The sequence below is a fragment of the Pseudonocardia sp. CA-142604 genome (assembly GCF_050948475.1).
GTDB lineage: Bacteria > Actinomycetota > Actinomycetes > Mycobacteriales > Pseudonocardiaceae > Pseudonocardia > Pseudonocardia alaniniphila.
In genome coordinates, this window is sequence record NZ_CP192045.1 from 1208212 (window position 1) to 1225865 (window position 17654).

The 17654-nt window shown below is 68.8% G+C and carries 14 protein-coding genes and 1 tRNA gene; 7 read left to right on the forward strand and 8 right to left on the reverse strand.

The window, feature by feature from the left end:
• Window positions 1-45 precede the first annotated feature (45 nt).
• Window positions 46-1386 carry an ABC1 kinase family protein gene (locus ACQPZQ_RS05800; protein ID WP_433292766.1) on the reverse strand — a complete coding sequence of 447 codons (1341 nt, stop codon included), beginning with the start codon at window positions 1384-1386 and terminating at the stop codon, window positions 46-48.
• A gap of 213 nt (window positions 1387-1599) precedes the next feature.
• A complete protein-coding gene (locus ACQPZQ_RS05805) occupies window positions 1600-2583 on the reverse strand; it encodes a TOMM precursor leader peptide-binding protein (protein ID WP_433292768.1) in 984 nt (327 codons plus the stop codon).
• A gap of 116 nt (window positions 2584-2699) precedes the next feature.
• Between ACQPZQ_RS05805 and ACQPZQ_RS05810 the strand changes: the two genes are divergently transcribed.
• Entirely contained in the window at window positions 2700-3272 is a 573-nt protein-coding gene (locus tag ACQPZQ_RS05810) for a M48 metallopeptidase family protein (RefSeq protein ID WP_433292770.1), read from the forward strand.
• Window positions 3273-3324: 52 nt separating this feature from the next.
• On the opposite strand, the gene ACQPZQ_RS05815 is transcribed toward ACQPZQ_RS05810, so the two are convergent.
• Window positions 3325-4836 (reverse strand): zinc-dependent metalloprotease, encoded by a 1512-nt coding sequence (locus ACQPZQ_RS05815; protein WP_433292772.1) that lies wholly within the window; start codon window positions 4834-4836, stop codon window positions 3325-3327.
• A 135-nt stretch (window positions 4837-4971) separates the two neighbouring features.
• Between ACQPZQ_RS05815 and ACQPZQ_RS05820 the strand changes: the two genes are divergently transcribed.
• From ACQPZQ_RS05820 to ACQPZQ_RS05830, 3 genes are all read left to right on the forward strand, one after another.
• Window positions 4972-6000 carry a YlbL family protein gene (locus ACQPZQ_RS05820; protein ID WP_433292774.1) on the forward strand — a complete coding sequence of 343 codons (1029 nt, stop codon included), beginning with the start codon at window positions 4972-4974 and terminating at the stop codon, window positions 5998-6000.
• Window positions 6001-6180: 180 nt separating this feature from the next.
• A complete protein-coding gene (locus ACQPZQ_RS05825; protein ID WP_433292776.1) occupies window positions 6181-9165 on the forward strand; it encodes a UPF0182 family protein in 2985 nt (994 codons plus the stop codon).
• A 132-nt stretch (window positions 9166-9297) separates the two neighbouring features.
• Window positions 9298-9374 (forward strand) — tRNA-Met (locus tag ACQPZQ_RS05830).
• Window positions 9375-9669: 295 nt separating this feature from the next.
• Here the strand turns inward: ACQPZQ_RS05830 and ACQPZQ_RS05835 are convergent.
• A complete protein-coding gene (locus ACQPZQ_RS05835; protein ID WP_433292778.1) occupies window positions 9670-10692 on the reverse strand; it encodes an AraC family transcriptional regulator in 1023 nt (340 codons plus the stop codon).
• Window positions 10693-10934: 242 nt separating this feature from the next.
• Between ACQPZQ_RS05835 and ACQPZQ_RS05840 the strand changes: the two genes are divergently transcribed.
• Window positions 10935-11138 (forward strand): hypothetical protein, encoded by a 204-nt coding sequence (locus ACQPZQ_RS05840; protein WP_433292780.1) that lies wholly within the window; start codon window positions 10935-10937, stop codon window positions 11136-11138.
• 456 nt (window positions 11139-11594) lie between these two features.
• Here ACQPZQ_RS05840 and ACQPZQ_RS05845 read toward each other — a convergent pair whose 3' ends face one another.
• The 3 genes from ACQPZQ_RS05845 to ACQPZQ_RS05855 form a co-directional block, all read right to left on the reverse strand.
• The gene (locus ACQPZQ_RS05845) at window positions 11595-12839 is read right to left on the reverse strand and encodes a hypothetical protein (protein WP_433292782.1); all 1245 of its coding nucleotides are present in this window, start codon (window positions 12837-12839) and stop codon (window positions 11595-11597) included.
• 4 nt (window positions 12840-12843) lie between these two features.
• Window positions 12844-13107, reverse strand: a complete 264-nt coding sequence (locus ACQPZQ_RS05850) for a hypothetical protein (protein ID WP_433292784.1) — start codon at window positions 13105-13107, stop codon at window positions 12844-12846.
• Window positions 13108-13278: 171 nt separating this feature from the next.
• The gene (locus ACQPZQ_RS05855) at window positions 13279-13725 is read right to left on the reverse strand and encodes a hypothetical protein (RefSeq protein ID WP_433292786.1); all 447 of its coding nucleotides are present in this window, start codon (window positions 13723-13725) and stop codon (window positions 13279-13281) included.
• A 576-nt stretch (window positions 13726-14301) separates the two neighbouring features.
• Between ACQPZQ_RS05855 and ACQPZQ_RS05860 the strand changes: the two genes are divergently transcribed.
• A complete protein-coding gene (locus ACQPZQ_RS05860) occupies window positions 14302-15822 on the forward strand; it encodes an NCS1 family nucleobase:cation symporter-1 (RefSeq protein ID WP_433292788.1) in 1521 nt (506 codons plus the stop codon).
• Between the two features lie 264 nt (window positions 15823-16086).
• Here ACQPZQ_RS05860 and ACQPZQ_RS05865 read toward each other — a convergent pair whose 3' ends face one another.
• Complete coding sequence (locus ACQPZQ_RS05865; protein ID WP_433292790.1) at window positions 16087-16584, reverse strand: DUF6790 family protein; 498 nt, start codon at window positions 16582-16584, stop codon at window positions 16087-16089.
• A 378-nt stretch (window positions 16585-16962) separates the two neighbouring features.
• Between ACQPZQ_RS05865 and ACQPZQ_RS05870 the strand changes: the two genes are divergently transcribed.
• Window positions 16963-17424, forward strand: coding sequence for an arylamine N-acetyltransferase (locus ACQPZQ_RS05870; RefSeq protein ID WP_433292792.1), 462 nt, complete (start codon window positions 16963-16965; stop codon window positions 17422-17424).
• Window positions 17425-17654 lie beyond the last annotated feature (230 nt).

Here is a 17654-nt window from a genome sequence, read left to right on the forward strand (position 1 = left end):
CCGGCCCGGCTCGTCCCACACCATCGGCGGGACCGGGGGCGGGGTTCAGAGGTGGCGGCCTGCCGACTCGTCCTTGGCGTCGAAGATCCACGGCTGCCAGTGCCGCACGATCCCGCGGAGCGGGACCTCGGCGTCGAGCTGGCACAGCACCCCGAGGGTGCCCATCGTGACGCGGTGCACGAGCAGGTACTGGGGTGGCAGGTTGAGCTCCCGGCCCGTGTTGAAGTCGGGACTGCGCAGGTCGCCCACCCGTTCGGCCTGCCGCTGGAGCCAGCGGCGGGTGAAGTGGAACGTGTCGGTGCGCAGGGGCTCGGTGAACGGCGCCAGGTACGTCACGGCGTCCTCGGCACGCAGTGGCGACCCGGGCCGAACGAAACCGTTGTCGCGCAGGAGCGTGAGGAGCTCCCCGGGCTTGTCCTCCAGCGCGAGCCGGACCATCACCGACAACGGCCGGGGGAGGCCCTCCGGCAGGCGCGCCACGGCGCCGTAGTCGATGACCAGAAGCCTGCCGTCATCGAGGACCTGGAAGTTGCCGGGGTGCGGGTCGGCGTGCAGCAGGCCAACGCGTGCCGGTGCGGAGTAGTGGAACTCGGCGAGCAGGGCCGCAGCCTGGTTGCGCTTCTCCTGCGACCCGCCGCGGATGACGTCGGAGAGCTTCTGCCCCGTGACCCACTCCGTGACCATCGCCCGGGGTGCCGATGCCACCACACGTGGCACCTTGACCTTGTCGTCGCCGTCGAACGCCGCGGCGAAGATGCGCTGGTTCTCCGCTTCGTCGCGGTAGTCCAGCTCCTCCTCCATCCGTTCGCGCAGCTCGGCGATCAGCGGCTTGATCTCCAGCCCGGGTACGAGCGGCTGCATCAGTCTGCTCATCCGCGACAGCTGGCGCAGGTCCGAACGCAGCGCCTCCTCCGCGCCGGGGTACTGCACCTTGACGGCCACCTCGCGCCCGTCCCGCCAGATCGCCCGGTGGACCTGGCCGATGCTCGCGGCGGCGGCCGGTGTGTCGTCGAAGTCCTGGAACCGGCCGCGCCAGCCCCGGCCGAACTGTTCGGCCAGCATCCGGTGCACGTCGGACGCGGGCATCGGGGGCGCCGCGGACTGCAGCTTGACCAGCGACTCGCGAAACGGTGCCGCGTACTCGTCGGGGATGGCGGCCTCGAACACGCTCAGGGCCTGGCCGAACTTCATCGCTCCGCCCTTGAGCTCGCCGAGCACGGCGAAGAGTTGCTCGGCGCTCTTCGCCATCAGCTGGGCCGAGATCTCCTCGCCGTCGCCCCCTACGAGCCTGCGACCCCACCCTGCTGCGGCCCGTCCGGCCACACCGAGCGGGAGACTGGCGAGCTTGGCCGTGCGTGCCGCTGTTCGCCGCGGGATGTCGGTCACGCTGGTTCCTCGGGGGCCGGCCTCGCGGTCACGACCGGCACTGCTGCAGCGGATGGCGACCAGACACTCCCGGTTGCCGGTACGCCTTCGCCGGGGATCCCCGGCGTGCCCGGCCGGACGCCGTCCGACGGCGGGCTCGCGGACTCGTTCACTCCTTGATTGTGTCCCGATCTCCCCCTTGCGCGCATGTTGCCCTCTCCATCTCCCGTCACATCAGTCGGTGATCGCGCCGCATCCGCAGCCGGGTTGGGGCGACCAGGCGCGCCGGAGCAGCGTGCCCGCGGTGGTGTCGAGCTCCAGTGTCGTATCGAGGGTGGGAGGGGGACCACCTCCGCCCGCCGCCGTGTCGAGCGCGGCGAGGGCCTGCGCAGCGGCGAGGGCGGCGGTTGCGCGGATCGTCGCAGGGTCGGCGCGGCCCTGCCGGCCGACCAGCTGCGCAGCGACCGCAGGCCAGCCGGGGTCGTGGGCGCAGCGTTGCCGTTCGAGGCAGCGAAGACAGGCGGTGCGACCGGGCAGGACGAGCGGCCCGACCACGCCGACGCCGTCGCGTACCCGGGCGGAGAGATGGGCGGTGCCGGTGGCGTGCAGCTGCGCCACCCGCTCCGGGTCGTGGGTGAGGAAGTCGGTGAGGACGACCAGGTCGGCTGTCAGCCGCTGCCCTGGTGGGCCCGTGCCGGTGCCAGGACAGAGCCTCCGCAGCGCCGCCCTGGTGGCCCGGAGCCGGTCGGAGCCGCGGTCGTCGTCGACGTAGCCGGTGCCGAGGTCGGCGGCGAGCACCGGCCCGCTGGTCTCCACGTGCACCGTGCCGACGCCCTCCTGTGCCAGCCCGAGGACGACACCGACGGCGAGCGGCCCGTCCCCGATGACGACGACAGTGCTCTCCGCGCGGTGCCGGGCCGTGCGCTCCAGGACGGTGGTGTCGATGAGCACGCCCGCCGCGACGAGCTCGCGCACCAGGGCGTGGGCCTCGGCCGCGTCGGCCCCACGCCGGACGGCCCGCTCGACGAGCTCGTTCTGCTCGGCCGGGGCGTCGAGCTCGTCGACCATCGCGGCCAGCGCCGGCGGGAGATCGTCGAGGGCAAAAGCCGTGGCCGGATCGAGGCCGAGCAACCGGGCACGGGGGCCCAGTGCGAGAACCGACCGATACGGGGAGAGACGGAGCATCACGGACGGCGACGGGCGGGTTGCGGTCGTCATACCCCGATGGTGACCTCCGGAAAGATCCGCCGCAGCGAGCTGTCCACAGGGTGAGGCGGCCCTGTGGACAACATCGGGTGACGCGCCGACCCGTCGGCGGGGCCTAGGCTGGAGTGATGGCGCAGCCCGCGGTCATCGAGGTCCGGCGCAGTGACCGCCGACGGCGCATGGTCAGTGCACGCCGTGAAGGCGACACCGTGATCGTCTTCATCCCTGGCTGGATGAGCGACTCGGAGGAACGACGCTGGGTCGACGAGATGGTGCGCCGGCTCGAGCGCAGCGAGGCGCGTCGCCGCTCACCGGCCCGCAAAGGCGACGCCGAGCTGCGACGGCGGAGCATGGAACTGTCTCGCCGCTACCTCGACGGACGCGCCGAGCCCCACACGGTGCGCTGGGTGCCCCCGATGCGCACGCGCTGGGCGTCATGCACCCCCGCGGACGCCACGATCCGGATCAGCGAGCGGCTGCGGGACGTCCCCAGCTGGGTGGTCGACTACGTGTTGATCCATGAGCTCGCGCACCTGCTCGAGCCGGGCCACGACACCCGGTTCTGGGCGTGGGTGCACCGCTACCCGCGTGCGGAACGCGCCATGGGCTACCTCGAGGGACTCTCCGCCGCCGCCGGCCTGGGCATGCTCGGAATCGACGGCGAGGAGCCCGAGGCAGAGCCGGAGGCGGCCACCGGCTGACCCCTCACCACCGTGGCCGTGCGGTGGCGACGGGTCTGCGAGAAGCCCAGGATCAGGCGGTGGGCTTCGGGCCCTCGGGCTCCGGCCCGTCGGAATCCGGGGTGCCGGTGTCGTCGGCGCTGTCGGTGCTGTCGGTGCCCTCGGACTTCTCGGAGCGCTTCTGCTGGGGGTCCTCGGCGCCTGCCCGGTTCGCCAGCTTCTCCAGCTCCGCGATCGGATCGCCGAGCTCGTCCCGACCCACGAAACCGGCAGGGTCGTCGAGGTCGTCGGCGGACGGGATGAGGTCCGGGTGCGCCCACAGTGCGTCACGGCCTGCGATCCCGCGCTGCTCGCCGAGGAGCCGCCAGAGCTCCGCGGCGGCCCGCAACCGGCGGGGCCGCAGCTCGAGTCCGACCACCGTGGCGAAGGTCTGCTCGGCAGGCCCGCCCGAGGCGCGGCGCCTGCGCAGCGTCTCGCGCAGGGCGTCGGCCCCGGGGAGCCGAGCTCCTACGGCGTCGGCGACCACGGCGTCGACCCAGCCCTCGATCAGCGCGAGGAGCGTCTCGAGGCGAGCCAGGGCCGCCTCCTGCTCCGGGGTGGTCTCGGGCTCGAACATCCCCGACTGCATGGCCTCTTCGATGGCGGCCGGGTTCGACGGGTCGATGCCCCTGGCCAGCTCCTCGATGCGAGACGTGTCGACCCGGATGCCCCGCGCGTACTCCTCGACGGTGCCCAGAAGCCGCTCCTTGAGCCACGGCACGTGGGCGAACAGCCGGTGGTGCGCCGCCTCACGGGCAGCAAGGAAGATCATGACCTCGCTGGCGGGGCGGTCGAGGTCCTTCGTGAACTTCTCGATGTTCTCGGGCAGCAGAGCCGCGACCCGGTCGGGACCGACGGGAACGCCGATGTCGGTGGAGGAGACCACCTCCGCGGCGAGCTGCGCCAGCCCACCGCCGAGCTGGCTACCGAAGGCGAGCCCGCCCATCTGACCGAGCATCGCCAGCATCGGGCCGGCGGCGGAACGCGCCTCCTCGGGGATCGCCTCCACCCACGACCCGGACACGCGCTGCGCGACCGGATCGCACAGCCGCTTCCAGGTGGGCATGCTCGCGGTGACCCACTCGCTCGCCGACCAGGCCTTGGTCTCGACGGCCCCGGCGGGGAACTCGGTGGCCGGATCGAGCCACAGCTCGGCGAGCTTCACCGCGTCGGCGACGGCGGCGCGCTGCGCCTCGGTGAGCGAGGACGTGGTGGCGGCGAGTCGCTGCTGGGCGAGCTGCGCGGCGAGGTCGTAGTTGACGGGGCCCCCGCCGGTGTTCTGCGCCTGGCTGAGCATCTGCCCGAGCTGCGTGAGCATCTGGCCGAGCTGGCTGACGTCGAACCCGCCTGCACCTCCGGGCATGCCCGGCATTCCGGGCAAGCCGGGGAGCCCGGGGAAGCCACCGGGTGGCATCCCCGGGAGGTTGCCGAAGCCGAACGGATCCTGCGGCCCGTTGTTCGGGCGCTCCGGCTCTCGGCCGCGCTCGTTCTCCTTGTCATCACGGTCGCGGTCGGACGGCCCGAATCCGAACGGGGTATCGCTCATGTCACCACGGTACGCGGATCGCCCAAGCTGAGCTGTTCGCATTCAGCACAAATTGACAGGCGTCGATGCGCCGCCCGACGGCGCAGCACAGACCGTCCGAGGGCGTCGAAACAGGTCCCCATAGGCTTCCAGATTGTGAACCGCCGGACGTGGAACCTCGTCGCCGCAGGCATGCTCGCGCTGGCGCTCGCGGTGCTCGCCGCGACGGTGCCCGTGCCGATGGTGGCGCTCGGTCCAGGTCCGACGTACGACACGCTCGGCGACGTCGGTGGGCAGCCGGTCGTCGCGGTCGACGGACTGCAGGCCTATCCGACGACCGGGCACTTGAACATGACCACGGTCTCGGTGACCGACAGGCTCACGCTGTTCGCGACGCTGGGCCTCTGGGCGGACGGCAACCGCCAGGTCGTGCCACGCAGCGAGGTCTTCCCGCCGGAGAAGAGCGACGAGCAGGTGCAGCAGGAGAACACGGAGCAGTTCGCGGCCTCGGAGGCCAACGCCGAGGTCGCCGCGCTCACCGAGCTGCGCCTGCCCACGCGGGTGGTGGTGACCGACCTCGTGCCGAACTCGCCTGCGCAGGGCAGGCTCGAGCCCGGCGACGAGATCGTCGCGGTGTCGGGGCACCCCGTCGACACGCCGGCCGCGGTGTCCGGCGCGCTGTCGACGACCACGCCCGGACAGTCCGTCACGATCACCTACAAGCGGGCGGGCCAGGAGCACGACGCGGACGTCGTGCTCGGTTCGAGTCCGGATCGGCCGCAGGGCCTGCTCGGCGTCCGGCCCGGGATCGAGCCGCGCACCGGCGACATCAAGATCAGCCTCGGCGACATCGGTGGCCCGTCGGCCGGGCTCATGTTCGCGCTCGCCGTGATCGACAAGCTGACGCCGGGCGGGCTCACCGACGGCCGTTTCATCGCCGGGACGGGGACGATCACCCCCGACGGGCAGGTCGGCCCGATCGGCGGCATCCCGTTCAAGATGCGGGCCGCGCGGGACGCGGGGGCCACCGTGTTCCTCGTGCCCGCCGACAACTGCGGTGAGGCCGAGGCGAACGCGCCCGCCGGGTTGGAGCTCGTCCGTGTCGCGACCCTTCAGGACGCTCTGAACGGCCTCGATGCGCTGGCGACGGGGCGTCCGGCGCCCTCCTGCACGGCCGCAGCCTGAATCGGACGAACAGAACAATCTAGGCCCGAACGGGAACTCCACACCCCGTCCGTAGAGTTGGGTGAGCAGGGCGCATAGTCGAGCCGGCTGCAGGAGGCGATCGAGCAGGTCGTCGCGGCAGCGGACCCGTCGTATCCGCCCGGCGCCCGACCCACGAAGACTGGAGCGTGCCCTGTGGCCATGCGGCCCCCGGTGGGAGCCCCTACGTTGAGCCGCCGTACCCGGATCCTGCTCATCCTGGCGGGAATCGTGGTACTGCTGCTCCTCGGTGGCTCGCGCCTGATCAACTTCTACGTCGACTGGCTGTGGTTCGGGGAGGTCGGCTACCGGGGCGTCTTCGCCACCGTTCTGTTCACGCAGATCGTGCAGTTCCTCGTGGGCGGGCTGCTGATCGGCGGCCTGGTGGCGCTGTCACTGTGGATCGCCTATCGCTCACGCCCTGTCTTCGTTCCCGTCAGCGGGCCTGAGGATCCGATCGCCCGCTACCGCACGGTGATCATCCAGCGGCTGCGGTTGTTCGCGATCGGCATCCCGCTGATCATCGGCGTCATCGCCGGGCTCGCGGCACAGGGCGACTGGCAGACCGTCCAGCAGTTCATCAACTCCACGCCGTTCGGCGTCACCGACCCCGAGTTCGGCATCGACGTCGGCTTCTACGCGTTCCAGCTGCCGTTCTACCGGTACGTGCTGGACTGGCTGTTCGTCGCCGTGGCCATCTGCTTCGTGGTCTCGCTGATCACCCACTACATCTTCGGCGGCATCCGGCTCAGTGGCAGGTCCGGGCAGGTCTCGGCGGCTGCTCGTGCTCAGCTGGCGATTCTCGCCGGCGTTTTCGTGCTGCTGAAGGCGGTCGCCTACTACCTCGACCGCTACGAGCTGCTCTTCAGCAACCGCAGCGACATCTTCACCGGCGCCACCTACACCGATCTCAACGCGGTGATGCCGGCGAAGCTGATCCTCCTGTTCATCTCGCTCATCTGTGCTGCCGCTTTCTTCGCCGCGGTCTTCCGCCGCAACCTGCAGTTGCCCGCGATCGCCGTCGTGCTGCTGATCCTGTCCAGCGTGCTGATCGGCGCGGCGTGGCCGCAGGTGCTGCAGCAGTTCGTCGTCTCGCCCAACGCCAACGAGCGCGAGGCGGTCCCGATCGAGCGCAACATCGCGGCCACCCGGCAGGCCTTCGGCCTCACGGACGACAAGGTCACCGAGGTTCCCTACAGCGGCACCTCGGACGCCACCCCCGCGGAGGTCCGCAACGACTCCGCGACGGTGTCGAACATCCGGCTGCTCGACCCGGCCAAGGTGGGCGACACGTTCACCCAGCTGCAGCAGCGACGCACCTTCTACGGCTTCCCGCAGAAGCTCGACATCGACCGCTACAACATCGACGGGAAGACCCAGGACTACATCGTCGCCGCTCGTGAGCTGAACAGCGCAGGCCTCACGGGCAACCAGACCGACTGGATCAACCGCCGGCTCGTCTACACCCACGGCAACGGGATCGTGGTGGCCCCGGCCAACCAGGTGAACGCCGTGCTGGACGAGGCGGGTGGGCAGGGCGGCCTGCCCAACTTCACCAGCATCGACATCACCAACAACGAGTCGCAGAGCATCCCGCCGAGCCTGCGCGTCACCGAACCGCGCATCTACTACGGCGAACTGATCGACGGCTACTCGATCGTCGGTGCCGACCCCGGCGGGGCGCCGCGGGAGTACGACTCCGACACGCAGAGCTACACGTACCACGGCAAGGGCGGCGTACCGCTCGGCAGCTTCGTGAACCGGCTGGTCTTCTCGCTGTTCTACGGCGAGCGCAACATCCTGTTCAACAACTCGATCAACCAGAACTCGAAGATCATGTACGTCCGTGACCCCCGCGACCGGGTGCAGGCGGTGGCGCCGTGGCTCACCACGGACAGCGACCCCTACCCGGCCGTGGTCAACGGGCGCATCGAGTGGATCGTCGACGGCTACACCACGCTGCAGAACTACCCGTACGCGGAACGGATGGGGCTGGGTCAGGCCACGGCCGATGCGCAGCAGGCGCTGCAACGACCGCAGACCGACAAGGACATCAGCTACCTGCGCAACTCCGTGAAGGCCACCGTCGACGCCTACGACGGCACGGTCACGCTGTACGCCTTCGACGAGTCCGACCCGGTGCTGCAGACCTGGATGAAGACCTTCCCGGGCACGGTGCAGCCCGCGTCGGCCATCAGCCCGGATCTGAGAGCGCATTTCCGGTACCCGGAGGACCAGTTCAAGGTGCAGCGCGAGCTACTGACGCGCTACCACGTGGACAACCCGCTCGAGTTCTACGGCAACGTGTCGTTCTGGGACGTCCCGTCCGACCCGACCGTGCCAGGTGGGGGCGGCGCAGGCGGCGCTCCACAGCCGCCGTACTACATCCTGGCGGGCGAACCAGGAGCCGGTGGGCAACAGAACAACACGCCCACCTTCCAGCTCACGAGCGCCCTCGTGTTCCGCAACCGGGACATCCTCTCGGCCTACGTGACGGCGAGTTCCGATCCGGCCAACTACGGCAAGATCACGGTGCTGCAGCTACCACCTGACACACAGACGCTAGGCCCGCAACAGGTGCAGACGCAGTTCGTCGGTTCACCGAACGTCAGCCAGGACCTAGGCCTGCTATCGCGGGGTGGGCAGAGCACCGTCGAGTACGGAAACCTGCTCACCCTCCCGGTGGCCGGCGGGCTGCTCTTCGTCGAACCGGTCTACATCGAACGAGCCAACCAGCAGTCCAGCTACCCACAGCTGGCAAGAGTGCTCGTGTCGTACAACGGTCGGGTCGGCTATGACGCGAACCTGTCCGTGGCGCTGGATCAGGTGTTCGGGGCCGGAGCGGGGGCAGCGGTAGCACCGCCGGCCGCAGGCGGCGCGCCACCAGCGCCGCAGCAAGGCGGCACACCTGGTGGGCCTTCTGCGCCGTCGGCCAACCCGCAGGTCGCTGCGGCCGCGGCGTCGATCCAGAGCGCGATCAACCAGCTCCGGGCGGCGAACCAGAGCGGTGACTTCGCGGCGCAGGGCCAGGCGCTGCAGGCGCTGGACAACGCGGTGCAGCAGTTCCAGCAGGCGCAGGCGAGCGCTGGCTCGGCAGCGACGTCAGCACCACCGGCTGCCCCGCCACCGCCCGGCCCGGGCGGCTGATTTCCGCTGGTCCCACCCACCGCCCCGTCGGCCTCACCAGGCAGGCGGGGCGGTGGCCGTAGGGGGACCCCCCCGATGCAGGCAGGTTTCCGGGGGGTGTACTGTCCTTAATGCAAGACAGCAACATGGCAACGCGGGGTGGAGCAGCTCGGTAGCTCGCTGGGCTCATAACCCAGAGGTCGTAGGTTCGAATCCTACCCCCGCTACCAGCGGAAATGGCCCCCGGACGATTAGTCCGGGGGCCATTTTCATATTGCGACCAGATCTGTGACTACCGGTCGAGCGTGCCCGTAGATCTGGACCGTGATGCCTCGTGCGGGTGACCGATCCGGTTGCTGACGATCTTGGCATCGACGCCGCTGTCGAGCGAGAGGGTCGCGTACGTGCAGCCCGTAGCCACGTCGTCAGCTCGTCCACGGTCCAGGGCTTCGGCCGGTTGCGCGCCGTCCGGCGCGGCTCGCTGGGGGTTCCGCGACGGCGCCCGGCCAGTGGCCTCGTGAGGCGTCAGTTCGCCGTGACACTCGTGGCGGCCTCGCGCCACGCGGTGGGGCTGACGCCGAACTGTGTCCGGAACCAGCGGGAGAACGCACTCGGCGCGGCGAAACCCAACAGCTCGGAGACGTCGGTGACGGTGTAGCGGCCGACAGCAAGGTAGCGCTCGGCCAGACCTCGCCTCGTGCTGGTGACGATGTCGGCGAAGCTCAGCGCCTGTGCCTCGAGGCGCCGGTGCAGCGTCCGCTTGGTCATCCCGAGCTCGCGGGCGACCTGCGGCATGGTGCACCGTCCCACCGGCAGCAGGACCTGCACCAGCTCCCGGACCCGGTCGACGAGGTCCGCGCTACGCGGCCGCGGGATCAACTGCAGCAACCGGCGGGTGTAGGTGCGTAGGAGCGGATCGTCCGGGCTGGCCAGCGCGTTGGTCGAGTTCAGTTCGCTCACAGAGAAGACGAGGCCGGTGAACTCGTGATCGAAGCGCAGGGTGGGGCCCAGCAGCCGCCGGTGCGTCGTTGTGTCTGCAGGAGGCGGGTGGGTGAAGCAGACGGCCAGCGCCTGCCAGTGCGGTTCCCTCAACAACCGGACGAGGCGAACCAGTGCGGCCGTCGCCAGCTCGAGTGCCTGCCGGGTCGGTGCGGGTTCCCCCATCTCCAGCCACAGCGACAGCGTGGCCAGACGCTCGGACTCGGTCAGGGTGACCCGGATCGTCTCGTTGTAGCTGTGCTCGTACCGGATCAGCAGGTGCAGGGCGCTCCGCAGGTTGGGCTCCTCGCGCAGCACCACGCTCAGCGGACCGAGCGACGACAGCCGGCGCAGCTGAGCCAGTCGTACGCCGAAATCCCGCCGAGGGGACCCCGCGGCCGACAGCTCCAGCACCCTCGCGACGGCGGCCGCGGGTACCCATCTGTCCGGGACGGCGAGATCGGCCACGGTCAGCCCGACGTCGGCCAGAAGGCGCGCGGGGTCCAGTCCGAGTGACCCAGCGAGCTCGACGTAACCATGGAGCGACGCGGAGCGCGCGCACAAACGCATGGGGACAGTCTCCACCGAATCGGACGACTAGGACGTTCGGGTAGTCGGGGCCTGGCGGCGACCGGGTAGGCCCGTGTCCCCAAGAGGCACCCACGACGTCCTCGTCGGTACTGCCCCGCCGGACACGTTCCGGCACTGTGAATGTTGAGCGTTGCATCAATCGCCGACCGGGGCCGGGGGCGGCTGTGCCCCCTGCGGTCGCCTCCCGACCCGACCCCCTCATGGACAGGTACAGAACACAGATGAGTCAGATCGATGTCGACAGACTCTTGCAGAACCCGATGGGCGAACGTGCGCCGGAGGGGGCCGACGGCGACATTGTGCGAGTCACCGACGGCAATTCAACGATCTATCTCACGCCAGCCAAGTACGAGGCGGTGAACGAGATCTACCTTCGTTGGCTTCTGGCCGGAGGCCGTGACCAGGAGGTCTACAGGCGATCTTGAACGTGTGCTGTACCGGAGCGAAGCAACACAATTTGGGCAACATCGGCCAGGTAGTCGGGGCCACGGCCCAGGTGCCAGAGGCCTCGGGGCGCTGATGCACCGACCCGGGTCGGACGGGTGGATGACGTCTCCGACGAACTCGCAGACCTCGTTCCGGACGGTTTGACGGTGTACGGGTCGAGGGAGATCTGCCGGACCCCGGCATTCGACTTGCCGTCGGAGTCGATCGTCTGGCCGGCCACCATCACGCGGGTGTCCCTCGATCGCGAGGTTTGCCCCGTCGAGGTCGAGCAGCTCCCGATCCGCGCCGGGCAATTCCGAGCGCCGCATGCCGGTCGTCGCAGCAAGCAACCACATCGCTGCGAACCGGTCGGACAGGGCCACCCGGCCGGTCCTCGCGCTGCAGACAGTGCAGCCGCACGACCATGGCGGTTCTTACAGGTCGTTTCGTGGCCCTCAGCCCGGCGGGATGGCGGCGGTCCCGGTCTCCTCCTGTGGGCTGATGGTCTCGTGTGGTTTCTTGCCGCCCTTGCGCTCATCCCCTCGCCACCAGAGCACGTTGCCCCAGGAGAAGAAGATCACGAGCGCTGCTCCGACCAGGACATAGATTCCGAGGACGATGAGCGGCTGCGTGATGCTGTTGCCGTGGAAATACAGGATGTTGCGGATCAGGTAGAGGCCGTTTCGCGGCGGCAGCACGACCCCGATGTCCTGCCAGAACGGAGGCAGGTACGCGACCCCGTTCCCGCCGCCAGTTGAGGGGTTGCCGACGAAGACGACGACGATGACTGTCACCAGCGTGCCGAGCGGACCGATCAGACTCTGCAACGTTGCAGCAAGCAGCGCGACGGCGAAGCAGATCAACGCGAACGCCGGCCAAAGCTTCCAAAAGTTGCTGCCCACATCTGGGTATGCCCCGAGGATCGGGCCGGCGATCAGATCGACGACGAGAGCGACCACGATCGAGTAGCCGAACAGTGCCGTAACGCGGCGGTGGGCCGTCGCCATCTTGGTGCGCTGCATCGCAAACGTGGACCCGAGGTAGCCGGCCACCAGCAGGACGAACAGGGCGAGTCCGGGGACTACCCCCTCGGGGTCTTCCGGAGGGAGAAGGTTGATCGGCGTCACATGTAGCTTCACCCCCTGCTGCTCGGCCGCCTTCAGGTATGCCTCGGGCATCACGAACGGAGCCCACAGGCTCGCCGCGACGTTGATGATCAGAGTGTTGGTTTGCGGGACGAATCCGCCATAGATCTCGGCGTGATTGGCTGCGTTCTCCAGGTCGCCCTGGTTCGCGTACTGGTGGATGTCGAGACTGACGCTCTGCTGCACCTCGGTGGTCAACGGCGACGACCCGGTGACTCCCCAGGGCAGGTTGTGAGCGACGACAGCATGGTTCGCCGAGATGTAGGTCGTCGCCATGATGGTCACCATGACGAGGGCGATGAGGAGGCCGATCAGCAGCGGTCCCCACATTGGTGCTTTCGCTGCCTGGGTTTCGTCTGTTTTCCCGTCCGCCTGCGGGGCGACTCCGCCCGGCTGTGCTGATTCCGCCACGCGTTCCTCCAGCTCATGTGGACGACTCTGGCCTGCGTTCTCGGCCCGCTTGAGCGGAGCGTGTAGCGCCGACGGGCCGACCGTGGCGTGGATGAGACATAGCCCCTCGGCCACCGAAGCCGTTCCGACCGCAATGAGCCTCACCCAGTTAAGGTGACCGCCATCCCGACGACCGGCGCGCAGGGCGGCAGTGGCGTAACTGTGCCGAACCAGGCGGTGACCGTGTCCGGATGGATCGGCGGCCGTCGGGGTGACAGAACAGGTGCACGCCGTCGTGGCCGAACTCCCGCTTCCACTCCTCCCAGCGCTGGACGTGCTCACGCAGCGCCTCCAGCGTGACCGGGTCGAGCGCGAGCGTCCGCCGGCCGTGGTCGGACTTGCCGTCCGAGTCCGTGGCGTACCCGCCGACCACCACCCGAGTCTCTCTGGAGCTGAGCCGTCCGTCGTCGAGATCGAGGTCGGATCGGCGCCGCCGGGCCAGCTCGCTGCGCCGGCCCGGTCGTGCAGACGAGCAGCCACAGCGCTGACTACGGATCCGAGCGCGCGTGGGCGACGAAACGGCGTAGCTCCGCGGCTGACCAGATCAGGGGCCTGCGTCGCCGTACACGCCGCGGGCGGGCGTCGGTCGCCGGGTTGCGTGGAAGCAGATTCCAACGGACGGATCGGCGAAGGCGCCGTGCAGCATGACGTGCACGTTCCGGATGGTCTTGGGTGCCGACCCGCCGTCGTGCTGGCGGGGAACCTGCGCGCGGCGGTATCGGGTCAGTGCCTTGCGTCCGCCGTCGTAGGTCATTCCGCCCGCCGCAGCGGCCGCCTTCGCCGTCGGCTCACGCCCGGCCGCCAGCTCGGCCCGGCAGTAGGCGAACATCAGCCCGTCCCGATCGGCGTGCCGCCGCCCTTGCTGCAGGAGGTGCACGCAGAGCAGGTTGAGCCGGATCGTGTCCAGCTCGCGTAGCGGCGTCGCGCTGACAACGGGTAGCGCATCGGCGTCGAGGTGATCCCGGTAATCGCGCCAGGCTGGCGGCTTCATATCGACCTGGCGGAAGGCAATCCATTCCTCCAGGAAGTCCCCGACGGTCTTTCGTGCCGAACGGACGAGCGGCCCGCGCTGGACAAGCGAGAGCGCGCCTCGGCGCAGCTGCCCTGCGCGGCCCGTTTGGTCGGGAAACTTCCCTTCGTGAGCCGGCGCCCCGACAGCGGGTCGGGACCGAGCTCAATGCGATAACGCCGGCTCGGTCCGTGCTTCTTGACGTGCCCCGAGTATGCGGCTCCTCGGCGAGGATTTGGGCGGCGCACCGAAACACCATAATCCGGCCACAGAGACCAAGCCCTTGGTTCTGGCAACAACTTGCTGAGATCCCTCAGTAACTAGTTGAGAGGCGTGGTGGGGCGGTAAATTCCTGGCAAGAGTGTTGTGTGCCGGTGCCGCGACCGCCGTGGGATGTCAACTGGTTTGAGCGGTGTGAACGCACCCTCCGGTGTCGGATCCTTCCCGCGGGCTATGGCGCTCTGCCACCGGAATGGCAACGCTGCCTGGAAGGAGTTTCGGCGTGCTCTGCGGAACTAACGCTTTGGCGAGCCCTGCGAGACAAGGAGTCCTATTGCTATGACCGATGTGTTCGGATCGCAGGCCGTCAACCCGGATGGGCGGGTTGACCTCGCCGACCGGAGCGCGCTGGCCGGAGGCCGCTACGCGAACTCCGAGCTACTGCCCACCGAGCTGTCCAAGCGGACCTGGACGACCTACAACTACGCCGCGCTGTGGATGGGTATGGCGCACAACATCCCCAGCTACCTGCTGGCCTCCGGGCTGGTCGCGCTGGGGATGAACTGGTTGCAGGCGTTCGGAACGATCACGCTGGCCAACCTCATCGTGCTGGTGCCGATGCTGCTGAACAGCCACGCGGGCACGAAGTACGGCATCCCGTTCCCGGTGTTCGCCCGGGCGTTCTACGGGGTGCGGGGTGCGAACCTGCCGGCCTTGTTGCGGGCGTTCATCGCCTGTGGCTGGTTCGGGATCCAGACCTGGGTCGGCGGTCAGGCGATCTTCGTGATCGTCGGCGCACTGGCCGGGGATTCGTGGTTGCACGCCGCGGGGTTCGGTGGTCAGCCGTGGACGATGTGGTTGTCCTTCGCCGTGTTCTGGGTCGTGCAGATGGCCTTGATCTGGCGGGGAATCGATGCCCTCCGCCGCTTCGAGAACTGGGCCGCACCGCTGGTGTCGGTGGGCTTCCTCGGGTTGATGATCTGGGTCGTGGTGAAGGTCGGCGGATTCGGCCCGATCTTCGCCGAACCGTCCAGGCTCGGCTGGGGTCCGGGCTTCTGGACGGTCTTCGCCCCCTCGCTCATGGGCATGATCGCGTTCTGGGCCACGCTGTCGCTGAACATGCCCGACTTCACCCGCTTCGGGGGCAGTCAGCGCACCCAGGCTCTTGGCCAGCTCTATGGCCTGCCCACCACGATGGCGTTCATCTCGATGATCTCCATCGTGGTCACGTCCGGGACGATCGTGCTCTACGGCCAGGCGATCTGGGATCCGGTCGAGGTGGCCAGCAAGTTCACCAGCCCGGTCGCGGTGATCATCGGTCTGATCATGGCGGTGTTGGCGACGATCTCGGCGAACGTCGCGGCGAACGTGGTGAGCCCGTCCTACGACTTCTCCAACGCGCTACCCCGGGTGCTGAACTTCCGCACCGCGGGCCTGCTCACCGGGGTGATCGGCATCGTGATTCAGCCGTGGCACCTGGTGTCGGACCCGAAGACCTACATCTTCACCTGGCTGGGTTTCTACGGCGGTGTGCTGGCGTCGGTCGCGGGGGTGCTGATCGCGGGGTACTGGGTGATCAACCGCCGCCAGATCGAGCTCGCCGAGCTGTACTCCGAGAGTGGACGCTACTGGTTCACCTCGGGCTGGGACCTGCGCGCAGTGGTCGCCACCGTGGTCGGCGCGGTGGTCGCGGTCGGCGGGGCCTACTCGGCGGCCGGCAGTGGGCCGTTCCCCTCCGGCGGGCTGATCCCGGTCCTCAAGCCGGTCTATGACTACAGCTGGGTGGCCGGCCTCATCGTGGGGTTCGGGGTGTATCTGCTGATGAACCGCCCAGCCGGACTGCGCAAGGCCGGTTCGTGACACCGCCCTGAGCGTCGCGATCCGGGCGCCAGGCACCGGCGCTGACCCGCTGTGGCCGACCAGCCGCGAGATCTGCCCGATCGGCATGCCGTCGTCGAAGAGGAGTGACACAAAGCTGTGCCGCGGCTCTCGTGGCGTCCGCTCCTTCGCCGTGAGGCCGCCGGCGGCGGCGATCCTTCGGAAGCTGCGAGGGACGTTCGGCGCGTCGAGGGCGGTGCCGACCTCCGACGCGAACACCTGCGACAGGAGCTCTGTGGGCGGCTCCTACCCGACTCTGGCGCCTGCCTGGCTTCGAGCGTGCCGCCGTGCGATCACCAGCAACGTGATGAGGATGAGTGGGATGGCGATGTCGGTGTACAGCGCCGGTCCGGCGTTATTGGGGGCCCAGTTGTCGGCGACGATGATCTGGTGGATGTGGACGACGGCGTCGCCGAGCAGCCATACGGCGCAACCGATTACGGTGGCAAGCCAGAACTGCTCACGGAGCCAGTAGCAGAGAATGCCCAGCACGCCGATGGCGAGGTTGGCCACCGCCACCTCGGTCTGGAAGGGGTTGCCGGCGGGCCAGCCGATTGATGCTGCGGTGGTGTCGGCATAAACGGTGTGTGCGACGAAGGTGAGCACGCCGCCTACGCCGACGAGGATGACCAGGAGCCACAGCAGAATGATCTCGGCGATGCGGCTCGACGTCCGGGGATGCGTATCCCGGAACAGGTGGATGGCGGCAACTATCAGGCTGATGACGAACAAAGCGAACAGCATGGCTACCCCCTGGCGTCGTACAGGGGTTCTGGGTGAGAGGGTCACGGTAGGCGTAAGCCAGCCCGTAGTCATCGGCCATTCGGTCGGTCCACGGCCTGCCGTGTGAATCGACATTCGAATGACAGCAGCTCGCCCGCAGTGGGCGAGTCGGTCCGTTGCCGGCTCTCGTTCGACTGATCTGACGACAGGGCTGTGAGTTTCGGAGGGAGGTTGGTGCGCCCGCCAACTGACATCTTGTGCCGTTCCCACTGAGACATTCTCGCGGCTCAACCGCTCGGTCGAGGGCGTCGTGCAGGCTCGTAGCTGGTCACCACGGCCGGTCGCCCGCGTCGGGAGCGTGCTCACGACACAGGCCGAAAGGGGCGGCCGTCTGCTTTCGTGCAATCAGTCTGCAATCGGCTAGGCGGACGAGCGCCGCAGAGCCTGCAGCATCGGCTGGAGCGGCTGGGCTCGGACACCTGGCGATTCCACCACCATCCCGGCCGCACGGTCGCGTCCTACGACTTCAGGCTCCGCCCGCGCCAACTCGCCGAGTTCGCCGGCCGCTCGCACGAGCTGTCGACATCGCCCGACTCTGGTTATGTCACCACGCTGATCGCCGCTCGTCCCGTCGCGGACGCCACCCTCCTGCTGCTGTCACGCACGGTGCGGCGGCTCAGCGCAAACAGCAGGGAGTCCTGGACGGTCAGCAGTGTCGAGGAGTTCGCCGACGTGCTCTACGAGCGGCTCCTGATCCCGCTCGACGACCTCGGGCCGGACGGAGTCGCCCGTCTTTGGGGAAAAGCCGGTGTCCAGGACGACCTCTGGCACGCCCGCGTCGAAAACAGCTCGCGGACATGACGAGTGGCACCGGTTGACAGATGAATCCCGCTGCACCTCACCTCTGAGTACGGGTCAGTGCGAGGGTGCTGGAGGGCGGCATTGCAAACTGAATACCTGACGATCGTGCTCATTCGCCAGCCGCGGTGGTTGCAGTTCGCCGGGCGGTACGACCTGGACGGCAAAAGCGACGAACCGTGCCGATCGATCGGCTGCACACGTGAAAGCGAGGGGTCGAAGACGGGCGTCTC

Excerpts from the sequence above, each read along its gene's own strand:
- ACQPZQ_RS05805 (WP_433292768.1), bottom strand. The coding sequence starts at position 2,583 with ATGACGACCGCAACCCGCCCGTCGCCGTCCGTGATGCTCCGTCTCTCC.
- ACQPZQ_RS05840 (WP_433292780.1), top strand. The coding sequence starts at position 10,935 with ATGAGTCAGATCGATGTCGACAGACTCTTGCAGAACCCGATGGGCGAA.
- ACQPZQ_RS05825 (WP_433292776.1), top strand. The coding sequence starts at position 6,181 with ATGCGGCCCCCGGTGGGAGCCCCTACGTTGAGCCGCCGTACCCGGATC.
- ACQPZQ_RS05810 (WP_433292770.1), top strand. The coding sequence starts at position 2,700 with ATGGCGCAGCCCGCGGTCATCGAGGTCCGGCGCAGTGACCGCCGACGG.
- ACQPZQ_RS05860 (WP_433292788.1), top strand. The coding sequence starts at position 14,302 with ATGACCGATGTGTTCGGATCGCAGGCCGTCAACCCGGATGGGCGGGTT.
- ACQPZQ_RS05865 (WP_433292790.1), bottom strand. The coding sequence starts at position 16,584 with ATGCTGTTCGCTTTGTTCGTCATCAGCCTGATAGTTGCCGCCATCCAC.
- ACQPZQ_RS05815 (WP_433292772.1), bottom strand. The coding sequence starts at position 4,836 with ATGAGCGATACCCCGTTCGGATTCGGGCCGTCCGACCGCGACCGTGAT.
- ACQPZQ_RS05835 (WP_433292778.1), bottom strand. The coding sequence starts at position 10,692 with ATGCGTTTGTGCGCGCGCTCCGCGTCGCTCCATGGTTACGTCGAGCTC.
- ACQPZQ_RS05855 (WP_433292786.1), bottom strand. The coding sequence starts at position 13,725 with ATGAAGCCGCCAGCCTGGCGCGATTACCGGGATCACCTCGACGCCGAT.